Source organism: Mesorhizobium sp. M1E.F.Ca.ET.063.01.1.1, assembly GCF_003998155.1.
Lineage (GTDB): Bacteria > Pseudomonadota > Alphaproteobacteria > Rhizobiales > Rhizobiaceae > Mesorhizobium.
The window spans coordinates 1-1,445 of sequence record NZ_RZSC01001098.1; the positions used below are offsets into that span (position 1 = coordinate 1).

At 65.6% G+C, this 1,445-nt stretch carries 1 protein-coding gene; it reads right to left on the reverse strand.

All coding sequences use genetic code 11. The annotated features are described in order from the left end of the window. A partial coding sequence (locus EOA29_RS36350) for a DEAD/DEAH box helicase (protein WP_127222384.1) occupies positions 1-1,334 on the reverse strand: 1,334 nt, incomplete at its 3' end. Positions 1,335-1,445 lie beyond the last annotated feature (111 nt).

The window sequence follows — 1,445 nt, forward strand, 5'->3', positions numbered from 1 at the left end:
GCATAAGGCGCGGCGCCGCGCACCTCCTCGAACAGGAGGTCGGCGTCGAACGGCCCGCCGCAGGCGACGCCCAGCACATGCTGCGACAGCACGTCGAGCGCGCCCTTGACCAGCGGCGGCGTGTCCTGGGCGCCGAGATAGTTGGCGTCGAGCGCCGCGCGGCATTCCAGCACCTCGAAGCGGTTGGCCGGGATCAGGATCGCCTTGGACGGCTCGTCCATGCGATGGTTGGCGCGGCCGATGCGCTGCGCCAAGCGGCTGGCGCCCTTCGGAGCGCCGACATGTACCACCAGATCGACATCGCCCCAGTCGATGCCGAGGTCGAGCGTCGAGGTGGCGACGATGGCGCGCAGCGCATTGTCGGCCATCGCCTTCTCGACGCGGCGGCGCTGGCCGACATCGAGCGAGCCGTGATGCAGCGCGATCGGCAAAGAGTCCTCGTTCGCACGCCACAACTCCTGGAACAAAAGCTCCGCCTGGCTGCGGGTGTTGACGAAGAGCAGAGTGGTGCGGTGCTTCCTGATCGCCTCATAGATCTCAGGGATGGCGTAGCGGGCCGAGTGCCCCGACCATGGCACGCGCTCGCGCGAGTCGAGGATGGAGATGTCGGGCTTGGCGCCGCCGGCGACCGTAATGAGCCCTGCCATCTCGGGGTTGTTTGAATTTTTGGGCGGGTTCTGCGCAACCAGCCAGCGCCGCAGCTCATCCGGTTCGGCCACGGTGGCCGACAGACCTATGGTCTGCAGCTTGGGAACGAAGGCGCGCAGCCGCGCCAGGCCTAACGCCAGGAGATGCCCGCGTTTCGAGATGACAAGCGAATGCAATTCGTCGAGCACGACATAGCGCAAATCCTCGAAGAAGCGCCTCGCGTCGTTTGAGGCGATCAACAAGGCGAGCTGCTCGGGCGTGGTGAGCAGGATGTCGGGCGGCACCAGCTTCTGTCGCTGGCGCTTGTGCGAAGGCGTGTCGCCGGTGCGCGTCTCGATGGTGACCGGCAGTCCGATCTCCTCGACCGGCTTGCCGAGATTGCGCTCGATGTCGACGGCTAAAGCCTTGAGCGGCGAGATGTAGAGCGTATGGATGCCGCGATGGGCTTCGCCAGGCTTGCGGCGCGGACGTTTCGCGAGCTCGGTAAGCGACGGCAGGAAGCCGGCCAGCGTCTTGCCGGCGCCGGTCGGCGCGATGAGCAGTACCGATTGTCCGCCTTGAGCCTTGGCCAGCAGCTCGAGCTGATGGACACGCGGCGACCAGCCCTTTTCACCGAACCATTTGACGAATGGCTCGGGCAGCAGGACGGCGGCATTCTGTTCGGCAAGGCGCGGCTGCTCTGTCACGCGCCAGAGGTAGCGCGACGGTGAGCAATCGCCAAGAAAAATCGGAACAAAAGGGGATCGTTCTTGCCTTCTCCCCCTGTGGGCTAGCGTGCGCACACATTTGCTTCGTGC